13 protein-coding genes are annotated in these 15,473 nt (G+C 51.5%); all 13 read right to left on the bottom strand.

Going from position 1 to position 15,473, the window contains the following annotated elements; genetic code table 11:
* Positions 1-66: 66 nt before the first annotated feature.
* A complete protein-coding gene (ftsA, locus tag ACJJIE_RS22435) occupies positions 67-1,302 on the bottom strand; it encodes a cell division protein FtsA (RefSeq protein WP_282933862.1) in 1,236 nt (411 codons plus the stop codon).
* A 115-nt stretch (positions 1,303-1,417) separates the two neighbouring features.
* Entirely contained in the window at positions 1,418-2,104 is a 687-nt protein-coding gene (locus ACJJIE_RS22430) for a cell division protein FtsQ/DivIB (protein ID WP_413665884.1), read from the bottom strand.
* A gap of 132 nt (positions 2,105-2,236) precedes the next feature.
* Entirely contained in the window at positions 2,237-3,700 is a 1,464-nt protein-coding gene (gene murC, locus ACJJIE_RS22425) for a UDP-N-acetylmuramate--L-alanine ligase (RefSeq protein WP_444893038.1), read from the bottom strand.
* 29 nt (positions 3,701-3,729) lie between these two features.
* On the bottom strand, positions 3,730-4,827 hold the full coding sequence (gene murG, locus ACJJIE_RS22420; protein ID WP_444893037.1) for an undecaprenyldiphospho-muramoylpentapeptide beta-N-acetylglucosaminyltransferase: 1,098 nt from the start codon (positions 4,825-4,827) through the stop codon (positions 3,730-3,732).
* Positions 4,827-6,050 (bottom strand): putative lipid II flippase FtsW, encoded by a 1,224-nt coding sequence (gene ftsW, locus ACJJIE_RS22415; protein WP_444893036.1) that lies wholly within the window; start codon positions 6,048-6,050, stop codon positions 4,827-4,829. Before ftsW ends, murG begins: the two co-directional genes overlap by 1 nt.
* Complete coding sequence (gene murD, locus ACJJIE_RS22410) at positions 6,047-7,429, bottom strand: UDP-N-acetylmuramoyl-L-alanine--D-glutamate ligase (protein ID WP_444893035.1); 1,383 nt, start codon at positions 7,427-7,429, stop codon at positions 6,047-6,049. Before murD ends, ftsW begins: the two co-directional genes overlap by 4 nt.
* A gap of 8 nt (positions 7,430-7,437) precedes the next feature.
* The gene (gene mraY / locus ACJJIE_RS22405; protein ID WP_444893034.1) at positions 7,438-8,523 is read right to left on the bottom strand and encodes a phospho-N-acetylmuramoyl-pentapeptide-transferase; all 1,086 of its coding nucleotides are present in this window, start codon (positions 8,521-8,523) and stop codon (positions 7,438-7,440) included.
* On the bottom strand, positions 8,523-9,902 hold the full coding sequence (locus ACJJIE_RS22400; protein ID WP_444893033.1) for a UDP-N-acetylmuramoyl-tripeptide--D-alanyl-D-alanine ligase: 1,380 nt from the start codon (positions 9,900-9,902) through the stop codon (positions 8,523-8,525). Before ACJJIE_RS22400 ends, mraY begins: the two co-directional genes overlap by 1 nt.
* Positions 9,895-11,427 carry a UDP-N-acetylmuramoyl-L-alanyl-D-glutamate--2,6-diaminopimelate ligase gene (locus ACJJIE_RS22395; RefSeq protein WP_444893032.1) on the bottom strand — a complete coding sequence of 511 codons (1,533 nt, stop codon included), beginning with the start codon at positions 11,425-11,427 and terminating at the stop codon, positions 9,895-9,897. Before ACJJIE_RS22395 ends, ACJJIE_RS22400 begins: the two co-directional genes overlap by 8 nt.
* Complete coding sequence (locus tag ACJJIE_RS22390; RefSeq protein WP_444893031.1) at positions 11,424-13,181, bottom strand: peptidoglycan D,D-transpeptidase FtsI family protein; 1,758 nt, start codon at positions 13,179-13,181, stop codon at positions 11,424-11,426. Before ACJJIE_RS22390 ends, ACJJIE_RS22395 begins: the two co-directional genes overlap by 4 nt.
* Positions 13,182-13,369: 188 nt before the next feature.
* The gene (ftsL, locus tag ACJJIE_RS22385; protein ID WP_413663017.1) at positions 13,370-13,645 is read right to left on the bottom strand and encodes a cell division protein FtsL; all 276 of its coding nucleotides are present in this window, start codon (positions 13,643-13,645) and stop codon (positions 13,370-13,372) included.
* Between the two features lie 4 nt (positions 13,646-13,649).
* Positions 13,650-14,582: a 16S rRNA (cytosine(1402)-N(4))-methyltransferase RsmH gene (rsmH, locus tag ACJJIE_RS22380; protein WP_413663018.1), complete on the bottom strand. Its 933-nt coding sequence runs from the start codon at positions 14,580-14,582 to the stop codon at positions 13,650-13,652.
* Positions 14,583-14,594: 12 nt separating this feature from the next.
* Positions 14,595-15,038, bottom strand: coding sequence for a division/cell wall cluster transcriptional repressor MraZ (gene mraZ / locus ACJJIE_RS22375; protein WP_282933875.1), 444 nt, complete (start codon positions 15,036-15,038; stop codon positions 14,595-14,597).
* Positions 15,039-15,473 lie beyond the last annotated feature (435 nt).

The following is a 15,473-nucleotide window of genomic DNA, read 5'->3' as shown; positions in this document are numbered from 1 at the left end:
TGTCGAATTTTACAGCCATGCCTAAAAAAAATCCTTCACCGGATGGCTAAATCTGGTTGCACTCTATTACAAATTTCCGCGAAACCAGTGCTTTACCTTGTCCCACCACTGATTATCGTTGCGCACAGGCTGTATTTTGCCCTCTCGAGCCTCTTCCTGCTGCATCGCATACATCAATAATCCAACTCCAGTGGAATAAATTGGGTTGCTGACGATATCCGTCAAACCTGCAATACCCTGAGGCACCGCTAGGCGAACCGGCATATGAAAAATTTCCTCAGCCAGTTCAACCGCGCCCTCCATTTTTGAAGAGCCGCCGGTAAGTACTACACCTGCCGCACACAAATCTTCGAAGCCGCTGCGACGTAACTCCGCCTGTACTAATGTAAACAATTCGTCGTAGCGCGGCTCAACGACCTCGGCCAATGCCTGTCGGGATAAATCCCTGGGCGCGCGATCACCAACGCTCGGTACCTTAATGGTCTCACCTTCGCGAGCGAGTTTTGCCAACGCGCACGCATATTTGATTTTCAAGTCTTCTGCGTGCGGTGTCGGTGTGCGCAAAGCCATGGCAATATCATTGGTAACCTGGTCTCCAGCAATCGGTATCACACCCGTATGCCGAATAGATCCACCAGTAAACACAGCAATATCGGTGGTTCCCCCACCAATATCTACCATGCATACTCCCAACTCTTTTTCATCTTCGGTCAGGACTGCATAACTTGAAGCCAATTGTTCAAGAATGACATCTTCTACTTCCAGACCACATCGACGAATACACTTTTCAATATTCTGTGCAGCATTCACTGCACCGCTGACCAAATGGACCTTTGCTTCGAGGCGAACACCAGACATTCCGAGAGGTTCTTTTACCCCTTCCTGATTATCAATCAGGTATTCCTGCGGAAGCGTGTGCAAAATCTTCTGGTCCGCAGGAATAGCGACAGCCCTGGCAGCGTCTATAACACGATCGAGATCCTGCTGGGTAACCTCTCGATCCTTAATCGCAACTATACCGTGAGAGTTCAAGCTGCGAATGTGACTTCCCGCAATCCCTGCGTACACAGAGTGAATTTCACAACCCGCCATCAACTCAGCTTCTTCCACAGCGCGCTGTATAGATTGCACGGTTGATTCAATATTAACCACTACGCCCTTTTTCATTCCAGTGGAACGATGAGAGCCGATACCGACAATATTAAGTTCCCCATCACCGGAAGCTTCACCGACAATAGCGACTACTTTAGAGGTGCCTATATCCAGTCCAACAATCATGCGCTGATCGGATACCTGTGTCATTTTCGTGCCAACCTCGCTGAGCTGCATTCTGTTTCAGGTTCTGCTATCGGACCAGAACACAGCATTCGCTTTTAAACTTTTATCTATAAAACAGCCACCCGGGCTGCCTCGATGTTTACTTTTCTTCGTCTTTCCACTGAACCGCTACCGCATTGCTGTAGCGCGTATCGACGCTGACAACTTTTTGCAAGTGCGGCGCCAGTACACCCCGACTCAAATACAGAAAACGGTGTACCCGCTCCAATAAAGCATCATGGCCAAGTTTTAATTCAATTCCCGACACTAACTCCAGATGCCAACCGCTTAGGTCGTCAAATGACAACCGTTTAACCTCCATATCCCGCGTGGTCAGTAACCCCGCAAGCGCGCGGTATTGCAGCATAATCCGCTCTACCAATTCTTCATCCCCGGCAAGCTCGGGCAGGGACTGAACCCCCATATGTGACGGACGCGGCAGCAGATCCCCACTCGCTACCAACAATTTATCTTTACCCCAGGTGGCGAGAGGTTGCGCTTCAGTGATATCAACCTCAACACCCTTCGGCCAACGCCTGCTCACCGAGGCGGAAGTAATCCAGGGGTTAGACAGTAATGTCTGCTGCATCGCCTGAATGTCCGCTGAAAAAAAGCCCGCTTTCAAGTGAGGAAGAAGCACCTCTCTTAACTCTTCTTCAGTTACCGCATTAAAAGCCCCGCGTACTTCAACTTGCTCTAGGGCATCAACATTACTCAACTCAACCGATGGCACCCATCGCCATAACCAAACTGCACCATAGAGCAAAGCACTAAAGCCTGCGAACATCACCAATAAAAAAAAACACCGCTTCCAGTTCAGACGAAGCTTCTCGGGATCATCGGTTCCAAGAGGGCTCGCTCCGCGAGCCGTCTTTTTTTTCTCCCGGCTGATTTCGTTCCAGCTCCTTTCACTAGCTACTTAGCCCTCGCCGCTGCGCTCGCCCAAGCGCCAATCAGCCAACCTTTGCGAAAGTGCTCCGACGTTGCCAGCTCCCTGGGTCAGGACAATATCACCTGGCTCCAACAGATCAGCTAATACCGGGGGAACCTGATCGATAGTTTCCATAAAAATCGGATCTACCTGTCCCCTGTTGCGTAAACTTCGCGCAAGCGTTCTGCCATCGGCACCGGCTATTGGCGCTTCACCCGCACTGTATACATCCAGCAAAATCAACTTATCCACCTCGGAGAGGACCTGAACAAAGTCTTCAAACAAGTCCCGCGTACGGGTATAACGGTGGGGCTGATAAATCATTACCAAACGACGATCCGGCCAGCCATCTCTAACTGTCTTTACGGTAGCGGCTACCTCACGTGGGTGGTGGCCGTAGTCATCTACCAACATCACCTTATCAGCTTCGGTATCATCGCTAACGGCATAATCACCGTAGATCTGGAATCGACGACCAACGCCCTGGAAGCCTATCAGGCCTTGGCGAATTGCTTCATCACTAACGCCTTCATCACTAGCTACAGCAATTGCTGCAGTCGCATTGAGAACATTGTGAATACCCGGCGTATTCACAGAAACCTGCAATAGATCACCCTTGGGTCTCTGTACCGTGAAATGACTGCGCAGTGGCTCTTGCTTTACTTCAACGATGCGGTAGTCATTACCCTCATCAAATCCATAGGTCAGAACCGGGCGGGAAAACTTGGGAATAACTTCCTGAACATTGGCGTCATCCCCGCAAACTACCGCCAAACCGTAAAACGGCAGGTTGTGAACAAAATCAATAAAGATCTGCTTTACCTTTTCGAAGTCGCCACCATAAGTTTCCATATGGTCTGCATCGATATTGGTAATCACCGTCACCATCGGTTGTAAGTGAATAAAAGACGCATCGCTCTCATCAGCTTCAGCCACTAAATAACGACTTTCGCCCAAGGCAGCATTGGCACCGGCAGCGTTGACCAGGCCACCGATAACAAAGGTCGGGTCTTTTTTATCTGCCGCAAAAATTGAGGCGATTAAACTGGTAGTCGTTGTCTTTCCGTGGGTTCCTGCCACAGCGATGCCATAGCGATAGCGCATCAGTTCACCGAGCATTTCGGCGCGGCGCACAATAGGGATTCTCTTTTCTCTCGCCTCAACCAGTTCCGGGTTATCGCCATGTACCGCAGAGGAATTAACCACAACATCAACGCCGCGAACATTTTCCTCACTGTGCCCAATTTGGACCTTAACCCCCAACTTGCGCAACCTGTCAGTTGCCGCAGATTCACGCAGGTCAGAACCTGAAACTTCGTAGCCCTGGTTCTGCAATACCTCAGCAATACCGCTCATACCGGCACCGCCGATCCCAATAAAGTGGATACGGCGGATACGGCGCATGGCCGGTACCGCATAACTTTTATCTTCGTTTGTCCGCACTGAAGACATTACTTTAACCTTCGTCCACTTATTCTGTGTTACCTGGCCGAGGCCAGCTCTTCTCTGCAAGCGTTAACCACTTGCTCAGTCGCATCAGTTTTTGCCGCGCGCCGCGCGGAGGTCGCCATTTGCAATAATTTCTGGCGATCTTCTAACAGGCTTTGTAACAAGCCGGATAACTTCTGCTCGTCCATTTCCCGCTGCTGCATAACAATCGCTCCGCCAGCATTTTGCAACCACTCGCCATTACGCGTTTGATGATCATCAATTGCAAAGGGGAAAGGCACCATGATTGCACCGACTCCCGCAGCTGAAATTTCAGAAACGGTCAAAGCCCCGGAACGGCAAATAATCAGGTCCGCAGAGCGGTAGGCCTCAGCCATATCCGCAATAAAAGGGACCACCTCAGCTTCTACTGCCGCCTCTTTATAGGCGTCTTTGGCAGCCTGAAGGTGGCGCTCTCCAGCCTGGTGAACCACTACCGGGCGCAGGGAGGGTTCCAGCAATGCGATTGCCTTAGGAACCAGTTCATTAATTGCTACAGCACCGAGACTACCGCCTAATACCAAAAGGCGCAGAGACGACTGGCTGCCAATTCGAGTTTCTGGCTCAGGCAATTCTGAAATTTCTTTGCGCACTGGATTGCCCACTTGCCTAGCACCGGGTAGCCCACTGGGAAATGCTTCAAGCACCTGGCTGGAAATCCGCGCCAACAAGCGGTTTGTCGTTCCTGCAACAGCATTTTGCTCGTGAATAATCAACGGTATCCCCCCGAGACGGGCTGCAACGCCCCCAGGGCCGGTCGCAAAGCCGCCAAAGCCGAGTACTGCATCAGGTTGTACCTGCTTAACAACTGTCCTGGCCTGAGCAATTGCCCGCAAAATTTGCAACGGGGCTTTAAGTAAGGCCAACTTTCCCTTCCCCCGAATTCCCTCAACTTTAATGCAGTGCAAAGGAATATTCGCCGCAGGTATTAATCGGGATTCAATCCCACGGGCAGTACCTAACCACTCGACAACAGCTCCCTGCTCTTGCAACGCTTTAGCCACAGCCAACGCTGGGAACACATGACCGCCGGTACCACCGGCCATCAGCAAAAACTTCTTTCCAGAAAAACGCTTATTTACTTCAGACATCAAACCGTTTCTCCGTTGCTGCCCTTCACACTGGACTTGGGTGAATGGAATATTGGCAGCTGACGCAAAAGCTCAAGCCCCCCGCTTCCGTTTTCAACAGGCTCTTTTAGTTCAGCCCGAATCCGCATCGCCAAGCCGAGTAATGCACAACATACAATCAGGCTGCTGCCACCAGAGCTGACAAATGGCAGCGTTAACCCTTTAGTCGGCAACAAGCCTGAAGCAACGCCCATATTCACGAAAGCTTGTCCTGCCAATAGCACTGCCATACCAAAAGCTAGAAGTGCAGCGAAAAATTTCTCCTGCACCAGGGCCTCTTTTACCAGGCGGAGCAGTGAGTAGGTGAGAACAACAAAAAGCCCTACCAGCACTACGCCACCCAACATTCCCCATTCCTCTGCCAGAATGGCAAAAATAAAATCCGTATGAGCCTCAGGCAGATAAAACAGTTTCTGCACACTATTGCCCAAACCAACTCCAAACCACTCTCCGCGACCAAATGCAATCAGGGACTGGGTAAGTTGGTAGCCACTGGCAAACTGATCCCCCCAAGGGTCCAGAAATGTCAGCAATCGCTGTAAGCGATAGGGGCTCATCAGTGCCATTAGCGCTAGTCCACTCGCAGCCGCAGCTACCAATAAAAAAGTATGGGGAAGGCGCGCTCCCGCCAAAAAAACCATTGCCAATACGGTGCCTGAAATTACAACCACCGAACCGAAGTCCGGTTGTAAAAGCAATAACAGAGCAACCGTTGCGAGAATCACCACTGGCACCATAAAGCTGGTCCAGTGACGTAGTTGTTTATTTCGACGAGTTAAAAAACTGGCAAAAAAAACTAGCAGACAGAACTTAGCCACTTCCGCGGGTTGCACAGTTATGCCTGCAAATACCAGCCAACGCCGGCTACCGTTCACCTCCCGTCCAATCCCCGGCACAAGCACTGCAATCAATAACAGGCAAGCAAACAGTAATAATGGCCAGGACAGTCGCGACCAAATTGACAGGGGAATCTGACTAACGACAAATCCAGCTAATCCGCCAACCATCAAAAAAGCCAAATGACGCCTGAGGAAATACCAGGGGTCACCATAAATATCCGTAGCAAAGGCGATAGATGCTGAAGCAACCATCACCACACCAATACTAGCCAGAACCAGAACACTGAGTAGCAGCAGCCCATCCTGCCATTCACTACCTTGAACCTTGATTACCTGAGCACTCACTGGGAGTCACCAGCGGTATCGCATAATTCCAGAACGGCCTGGCGAAAATCATCACCGCGGGCTTCAAAATTCTTATACATATCAAAGCTGGCACATGCCGGTGATAACAATACATAGTCACCGCCATTGGCTAATTGTCTGGCCTCAGCAACGGCCTCTACCATTGTGCTAGCCCTGCGAATCTCGCACAGGCCATCAAAGACACCGGCTATTTTCTCTCCATCCACACCGATACACACCAGGGCCCGGAGTGCTCTTGCACTTTTTCGTAAGGGAGCAAAATCAGCACCCTTGCCATCCCCTCCAGCAATAAGCACTATTTTACTGGTTGCCGTAGCCAAGCCATCCAATGCCGCCTGGGTTGCTCCTACATTGGTGCCTTTTGAATCGTTAACATAAACAACGTCTTCAAAATCAGCCACGCGCTCACAGCGATGTTTCAGCCCGCGAAAGCTGCGTAAAATTTTTAGCATCGCCTCAGTGGGTAGGCCCAGTGCATAACCCATTGCCAGGGCTGCCAAACCATTGGCAATATTATGCTTACCCACCATAGCCAAATCGGCCACAGGTATTAAAACTTCTGTGCCTCGAGCCAACCAGTTCTGCCCCTCATGCAAGCGCAGGCCAAACTGATTAAGATCCGGCTGATCAAGCCCAAAACTCCACTCCCGTCTCTCTCGGGAAAGAGGCCCCTGGGATAAGGGGTCCGCGCGATTTATCACGAACTGATCCGCTCCGCGATAAATGCGCTGCTTGGCCCGGTGGTACTCCACCATACTGGGGTAGCGGTCCATATGGTCCGCACTCATGTTTAAAATGGTGGCTACGGTAGGTGCCAGCGAGTAGGTGGTTTCCAATTGAAAACTGGAAAGCTCCAAAACAAAGATGTCCGGCAGAGGTTTCTCAAGTAAATCCAGCACCGGCACACCGATATTGCCACCCACACCAACTGTCAGCCCTGCCTCTTCAACCATCTCCCCCAGGAGTGTGGTCACTGTACTCTTTCCGTTGGAGCCTGTGATCGCGGCGAGCTTTGCTGTCGATTGCATCCGAGTCAGGGCCTGGGCAAATAACTCAATATCCCCAACCACAGGAATCCCATCCGCAATCGCCTGCTGCAATACGGGTTCAGCAAGCGCAACTCCCGGGCTGGCAATAATCAAGCTCGCAGCGAGTATTGTCCCCGGGCGCAGTGGACCTGTTTCCACCGCAACCTCAGGGAACTCCTGACGGAAAGCTTCGAGCCCCGGCGGGTTATCGCGACTGTCTGCCACGACCGGCGTATGGCCGTGACGCAGCAGGTAGCGCACCACCGACTTTCCGGTAGCGCCAAGACCTATTACCACTTTCTGCTGTGAAGAAGTCGCGATCAGGCTCATTTATCTATTTATCGAATTTTCAGTGTTGCCAAACCAGCCAAGACCAGAATGACGGTAATAATCCAAAAGCGCACAATGACTCGAGGCTCCGGCCACCCTTTTAACTCAAAGTGGTGGTGCAGAGGCGCCATACGAAAAATTCTCTTCCCCGTTAATTTAAAGGATGCCACCTGCAAAATTACGGAAACTGTTTCCATCACAAACACACCGCCCATGATGAACAGAATAATTTCATGACGGGTAATTACCGCAATAATTCCCAGCGCCGCCCCCAGTGCCAGAGCGCCCACATCCCCCATAAACACTTGGGCCGGATAAGTGTTAAACCATAAGAACCCGAGTCCGGCACCACCGAGGGCAGCGCAGAACACCGCCAACTCCCCGGCTCCTGGAATTGCGGGAATATGCAGGTAGTCAGCAAATTCCATATGGCCGGATAAATAAGCAATCACCCCAAGTGCTCCACCCACCATCACAGTAGGCATAATCGCCAAGCCATCGAGGCCATCAGTCAGGTTAACCGCATTACTGGAGCCAACAACGACAAAATAGGTCAACAATATAAAAGATACCGGTCCCAGATTTATCGCAACATCTTTAAAAAACGGGACAAAAAACTGGGTCTCTGCCGGGCTTGAAGCACTCATATACAGATAAATAGCTGCACCCAACCCGGCAACGGATTGCCAGAAATATTTCCAGCGAGCAATAAGGCCACGGGGGTTTTTATAAACGACTTTTTTATAGTCATCCACGAAGCCCACAGCACCGAAAACAAAGGTAACTAATAAAGTAACCCACACGTAACGATTGCTGAGGTCAGACCAGAGTAGGGCTGAGGCAAAAATTGAAGCGAGAATCAAGGTGCCGCCCATAGTCGGGGTGCCAGATTTACTCAAATGGCTTTGCGGACCATCATCGCGAACAGCCTGCCCCACCTGTAAATGGTTCAACCAGTGAATCATGCGCGGACCCACAAGTAGTGAAATACCCAGAGCCGTCAACGCAGCAAGAATTGCGCGCACTGTCAGGTAGTTAAATACCGAAAATCCGCTGACATGTTGTTGTAATAGCTCCGCTAGCCAAAGCAGCATTACTTCTCCCCTCTGCTATTGCCAAGCAGTGCCTGCGCTACCAATTCCATACGGGCGCTGCGTGATCCTTTAACCAAAACTGTGGTTTGTTCATCCAATTGTTGAGTGAGAGCAGTAACCAGGGGTTCTCTCTCGCGATAATTGCGCAGCGACTCTTGCCTCCCCGCAGAAAAGGCCATGCTGGCGGCAGTACCCAGCGGCCCCAATGTAAACAGCGCATCCAGGCCCCGCTCTCGTGCCAAAGCTCCAACGCTTCTATGCATTTCCTCCGCGTCCGGCCCCAACTCCGCCATATCCCCCAGCACCAGAATTTTTTTACCTGAACGCTGTGACAGCAATTCAATGGCCGCACCTACTGAACCCGGGTTCGCGTTGTAACTGTCATCAATAACGGTTGCACCGGCTATACCTGCCTGCTCCTGCAAGCGCCCAGCAACCCCGGTCACCGTGTTAAGTCCGCTGATAATTTCCACCGCAGGTATTCCCGCAGCAAAAGCACATCCAGCAGCAACCAGAGCGTTGTGAACATTGTGCTCACCAAGCAATTTCAGGCTAACAGGGTGAGCAACGCCTTCAATTACCAAGTCAAATGAAGGGCAACCGTTAGGATTCAATACAATATTATCCGCATGGATAGCACACTCATTAGATAAGCCAATACCCAGAGTCTTTACCCCTTCGGGCATATTCTCCAACCAGTAATTCGCATAGCCATCATCGGTATTGATCACCGCCGTCGCCGATACATCCAAACTGGTATAAATTTGGCCCTTGGCTTTTGCAATAGCATCAACAGAGCCAAAGCCCTCGACATGCGCTGGCATTACGTTATTTACCGCCGTCACCTGCGGCTTGCCGATACTACACAGGTAGCCAATATCGTCAGGGCCGTTAGCTCCCATTTCGAGAATCAACACATCGTGTTGCGCTGTCAGCCCAAACAAAGTCATGGGTAAACCGAACTGGTTGTTCAGGTTTCCCTCGGTTACACAGGGTGTATGACTCTGGGAAAAAATTGCAGACAGCATCTCCTTAACGGTAGTTTTACCGCAGGACCCTGTAATCGCCACAACCGGACCGTCAAACTGTTCACGGCACAGTAAGCCAATTTGTCCCAATGCGACCGTCGTATCTTCAACGCGCCACTGCGGTAAACTGCAACTGGGCACTTCACGATCGACAACCAACCCCAATACCTGGCCATCCAGCTCACCGACAAAGTCGTGCGCATCAAAATTTTCGCCAACCAGAGCAACAAATAAAGATTTGGGGTCCAGCTTGCGGGTATCCGTACAAACCAGTTCAAACTCCACAGAGCCATTGATTAACTCACCACCAAAACGGCTTTGCAGTTGCTGCAACGTAAGGGAATTAATCACCTTGGCTCTCCTTGCCTTCACTTGACTGGCCCGATTCATCCACGCGGGCTTTGAGAGCAGCAGCAGCTTGCTCACGATCGCAGAAGTGAATTTTTTCACTGCCGATAATTTGGTAATTTTCGTGCCCTTTACCGGCGATCAATACAATATCCCCCGGTTGTGCTGCAGATACCGCCTGAGATATCGCTGTCGCGCGATCAATTTCAACTTCGATATTACTGGCAGCCCCTTCGAGAATATCGTCGATAATTTTTTGCGGTTCTTCGCTGCGCGGATTATCGCTAGTCACAATGGCACGGTCCGCCATCTCGGAGGCAATACGCCCCATCGCCGCGCGCTTACCCGTATCCCGGTCACCACCACAACCAAAAACACACCACAAATTACCGCGACAGTAAGGGCGCGCTGCTGCTAAAGCCGCGCGAAGAGCATCTGGTGTATGGGCATAATCCACCAATACACCCACATCATCGGAACCCTCAACCAGGACACGCTCCATACGCCCCGGCACCGCTTTAATAGTGGGGAAAGCGGCAAGAATATCTTCAAAAGGCATGCCCTCTGCCGCTGCAGCAGCTACGACAGCCAAGGCATTGTGAATATTAAAATCGCCAATTAAGGGTGCGTGCAGCTCACCGCTACCCCAAGGGGAATTAAGTTTTACAGAAAAACCGCGCTCATGGCGACGCAGGTCTGCAACATATAAATCACCCGCCTGCAGCCCATAAGTAATAACGCGCAGGCCACGTAATTTACAGCGCTCTGCCAACTGGGCGCCAAACGGATCATCCAGGTTAATGACTCCTCGCTTCAATTTTGGCAGTCCGAAAAGTTTCTCTTTGGCTGCGCCGTAAGCGGCCATATTGCCGTGATAATCCAAATGATCGCGGCTCAAATTGGTAAAAATTGCCGTATCAAAAATCAGCCCATGCACACGTCCCTGAGAAAGTGAATGCGAAGAAACTTCCATTGCGGCAGCGGCAACGCCACTATCGCGATAATTTGCAAAGTCCGCTTGTAAACTCACCGGGTCAGGCGTTGTTAAACCCGTTTCCTGCAATTCGATTTGGTTATCTTTCCAGACCCCATTACCAATGGTGCCTATCAATGCTGCACTACCATAGTGGCGAGCCAGTAATTGGGAAGTCAAATAGGCGCAAGTGGTTTTACCGTTGGTGCCAGTCACTCCAACCAAGTGCATTTCACCACTGGGGTTACCGTGGAAGCGCGCGGCAATTTCCCCTACCCGCTTTGCCAGACCGGGAACACTGACCACCTGGATATCACCACGGCTTTTACATTCCAACTTGTCACCATCAGCAAGCACTACCGCAGCACCTGCAGTAATTGCCGCATCGATATATTCCCGACCATCGACCACAGAACCGCGCAAGGCCATAAATGCATCGCCCGCTTTTATCTTGCGGCTATCCAGGGCAATACCAGTGACAGAAATATCGGGAATACCGGCGTAACCCGGCACTAATTCTTTGATAGAAACAGAATGTTTTTCGCGCTGACTCACGATTTTGAACCCCTCTCGCTTAACTGCGCGGCCAATTGCCCCTCCGCCGATTTAATTTTTTCCGGCGGAACCTGCAACAGGCGCATAGCACCAGTCATCACCGCACCGAATACCGGTGCAGCAACTTCACCACCGTAATATTTGGCATGACTGGGATCATCAATAACAACTACCGCGGCAAGGCGCGGATTATCAGCGGGGATAAAGCCCGCAAATACTGAGCGATAGCGATTATCCGCATAACCACTATTGCCAACTTTGTGCACAGTACCGGTCTTGCCGGCGACACGATAACCTTCTACAGCGGCAAGGCGTCCGGTACCCCGGGAAATCACCGTCTCCAACATCGCTGTGACCTGCCCAACCAAGGATTGCTCAATAACCTGCTCAGGCTCGCCCGGTACTTTGTCACCGGATAAAACCAGGGAAACAGGACGCTTAACCCCTTCATTCGCCAGTACGCTGTAGGCTTGTGCCAGCTGCACGGCGTTAACTGTTAAACCGTAGCCGAAGGCGAAATTAGCTCGCTCGATTGGGTGCCAGCGGCTGCGACTGGGCAAGATCCCCTGTGCTTCACCGGGGAAGCCACTGCCCACAGCCTCGCCCAGACCCAAGCGATAAAAGAGTCCCCGCAGAGAATTTGGTTCCAAATCGAGAGCAATTTTTGTAATTCCCACCTGGCTCGACTTGGTAATAATCTTGGTGAGATCTATTTTTCCGTAATTAACCGGGTCCACCAGGGTTTTTCCCGGCACGCGAATATATCCAGGGCTGGTGTTTATTTCTGTTCTTGGGGTGTAGCGCCCGGTTTCCAAAGCCGCCAATACCGTTAAGGGTTTCACTGTAGAACCCGGCTCAAACTGGTCGATCAGCGCACGGTTGCGCATAGCCGCCGATTTAACCCCTTTGCGATCATTGGGATTAAATGAAGGCTGGTTGGCCATGGCCAACACATCGCCACTGTGAGTATCGAGAATCACCATAAAGCCGGAGGCGGCGCCGTTTTCCGACACCGCCCGCTTTAATTCCCGGTAAGCCAAATATTGCAGGCGCATATCGATAGACAAACGCAGATCCCTGCCCGGTTGCGCTTCCTGACGAATTGCCAAATCCCTTACCGTGCGCCCTTTCAGATCTTTAATTACCTGACGTGATCCCGGCTGTCCGGACAGCCAATCGTCGTAGGCCAATTCCATTCCTTCCTGGCCGCGATCATCGATGTTGGTAAAACCGAGAAGTTGGGCTACGACCTCCCCAGCAGGATAGAAGCGCCGATACTCTTTTTTACTGAAAACACCTGTAATACCCAGGTCCAGCACTTTCTCAGCCTCTTCTGGAGACAGGTGCCGGCGCAGGTACATAAATTCTTTGTTTCGGTATTTCTTCAGGCGAGAGCCCAGTTTGGAAGACGGTAAATCCAGCGCGCGAGCCAGGCGCACTAAATTCGCATCGCTTATTTCACTCAACAGCTTGGGATTGGCCCACAGGCTGTGTACCGGTGTACTGACAGCGAGAAGCTCACCGTTTCGATCGACTATTGAGCCCCGATAGGCAGCAATCTCTTCGGTGCGCAAGGTGCGGGCCCGGCCCTGGTCTTGCAGGAAACGATATCCGCGCTCAGCAGCAGGCACTACCTGCAGTTTGGCCAAGTGGAACACAAGGGTAAGAGCGAGCAGGCACAGCAGGACCGCCACCAGCGCAAAGCGCCAGCGGGCTATACCCGGCTGAATATCCTTTTTTTTGACTGCGCCCATGTTTTCCCAGTTGGCGTTATCTATTTATTTTGCATCCCGGCTGAGCATGCCACTCTCCAGGGCCTGAACTCCAAAACTCAATTAACGCAAAATTCTTTATAATTATTTAAAGGCCAAAGCCCCCAAACGCAGAAACCCCACCGGGCAAGCAGTGGGGTACTTACGTCTTCATCCAAGGCGGTTAAAACTTAATCCGCCACTACCAATACCTGTTCCGAAGGTGCTGGCATATGCATTTTTAATTTTTCTCGAGCGACCTGTTCGACCCGGCTATAGGCAGACCAGGCACTTTTCTCCAAAAGGAGACGCTCCTGCTCATAGCGCAATTCATCGTGGGCTTTTTGTGCCTTACCGAGCTCAGCAGTTAACTCTCGGCTTTGTTGGGTGGTATGAATAACAGATAGCGACGACAGTATTACCGCTATCCACATTACCCCCACTCCAAGTAGAGCCTTGCCAGACATAAACTCAGCTTCCCGCCAGCTTTTCTGCCACCCGCATTACTGCACTGCGGGACCGCTGATTTTCATCCACTTCAACCGTGTTGGCTTTCACTGCCTTGCCCACCGAACGCAGTGACTTGGCTATCTGACTATCCATAACCGGAAGGCCACGAGGCAACTGGGGACCGCGCTCTTTTTCCCGAATAAAACGCTTCACCATTCGGTCTTCAAGAGAGTGGAAACTGATAATCACCAGGCGCCCACCCGGTGCCAGCAACTGCAGGGATTTATCCAACGCACTCTGCAGATCATCCAACTCGCCATTAATATGAATACGAATAGCCTGAAAGACTCGGGTAGCGGGATGTTTACCTTTTTCCCAAGCCGGATTCGCCTCTTTCACAACCTCGGCAAAATCGAGGGTGCGCTCAAATGGTTTTTCCAGCCGGCGCTTTACAATGGCAGCGGCCATTCGACGGGCAAAACGCTCCTCGCCGTACTCTTTAAACACCCGGGCCATTTCGGCCTCAGCCTCAGTGTTGACCCACTCCGCTGCACTGATACCCCGACTGGTATCCATACGCATATCCAGGGGGCCATCCTGCATAAAACTGAAACCGCGCTCGGCCTGATCCAGTTGCGGCGAAGACACCCCCAGATCGAGCAATATTCCACTGACCTTACCGGCAGCTTGCCCGGCAGCCTTATCCATATCGGCAAAAGACCCATGCCAAATGGAAAAACGGGATTCACCGGCAAACCGCTGCTCTGCAAATTCAACAGCCTGGGGATCTTTATCCACCCCTACCAACTGGCCATTGGGCCCCAAGTGCTCAAGGATTGAGGCGCTGTGCCCTCCCCGGCCAAAGGTGCCATCGATATAAAACCCATCCGGCTCAGTCACCAGAGCGTCTACGGCCTCGCGTAACAACACACTGCGATGCAATTCTTGAGACACCCGGTACTCCCCTTATAAAGAGAGGGATGCCATTTCCTCAGGCATACCCTCTTCGTCTTCACTATCATCAAGCCAGGACATCCAGCGCTCCTCACTCCAGAGCTCCAGCTTTTTCCCCTGGCCCACTAACATCAATTTCTTTTCCAGCCCCGCGTACTCACGCAGAGTTGGCGGAATCAATACCCTGCCATTGCCATCCACCTGCAGCTCACAGGCATACCCGATCAGCAGGCGCTGAGCGCGCCGAGCCACTTTGTTAAAGCTGGGCAATGCTTCAATCTTCGGGAGAATTTGCTGCCACTGGGGCGACGGATACACCAACAAACAGCGTTCCTCTGTATGGGCAGTCACCACCAAGCACCCCGCACACTCATCCAACAGCCTATCGCGGACGCGTGCCGGTATTGCCAGACGCCCCTTGGCGTCCATATTGATTGCGTGGCTGCCCAAATACACGTTTAGTGGTTCTCGCTTTGGAGATCGCGCCTCTCGCGACTCACTCCCATATGGCAGGTCAATGGAGGAAGATGTTCGACTTTAACCTGGCGGTGTGAACACCCACTTACTTATCGCGAATAAACCACAAATTTCCACGATTTTCCACTTTTTCCCACTCTCGACACTATAAAACTGGTCGACACAAAGTCAAGGAATTCGACCCCAAAGTCCCCATAACCCCTTGTAAAATCGCGGCCTCCAGAGAAGTGGCGCATATTGGCACATTGAAACTAGTCGGAACAGCCCTATCTGGCACGATCGCCCCCTTAACAGTTAATCAATTTTTTTACGCCAAGAAGAGGCTTTAGCCGAAATTAAACGAGAAGAAATAGGCGAACACAAAGAGGGCTACCGGAGCCAGGACCACCACATCAGGCAAACAAAAAAGCCCGG

The organism is Microbulbifer maximicatervae (SeqCode), from assembly GCF_052467325.1.
The sequence above is the reverse complement of the archived record's forward strand: the minus strand, read 5'-3'. Positions and strand labels throughout refer to the sequence as shown.